Annotated in this window: 1 rRNA gene; it reads right to left on the reverse strand. The window is 54.7% G+C overall.

Features of this window, described 5'->3' with window-relative positions:
* Positions 1–10: 10 nt before the first annotated feature.
* Positions 11–417, reverse strand: a 23S ribosomal RNA gene (locus tag JKM87_RS17685); the annotation flags it as partial.

Below are 417 nucleotides of genomic sequence, written 5' to 3' on the forward strand. Positions count from 1 at the left end.
TGAGTGTGTTGAGGTTAAGCCCTCGACCGATTAGTATTCGTCAGCTTCACGTGTCACCACGCTTCCACCTCGAACCTATCTACCTCATCATCTATAAGGGGTCTTACTACCTTGACGGTATGGGAAATCTCATCTCGAGGGGGGCTTCACGCTTAGATGCTTTCAGCGCTTATCCCTTCCACACTTAGCTACCCAGCTATGCTCCTGGCGGAACAACTGGTACACCAGCGGTGTGTCCATCCCGGTCCTCTCGTACTAAGGACAGCTCCTCTCAAATTTCCTGCGCCCGCGACAGATAGGGACCGAACTGTCTCACGACGTTCTGAACCCAGCTCGCGTACCGCTTTAATGGGCGAACAGCCCAACCCTTGGGACCTACTTCAGCCCCAGGATGCGATGAGCCGACATCGAGGTGCC

Source organism: Caldalkalibacillus salinus, from assembly GCF_016745835.1.
In the GTDB taxonomy this organism is placed as follows: Bacteria; Bacillota; Bacilli; order Caldalkalibacillales; family JCM-10596; genus Caldalkalibacillus_A; species Caldalkalibacillus_A salinus.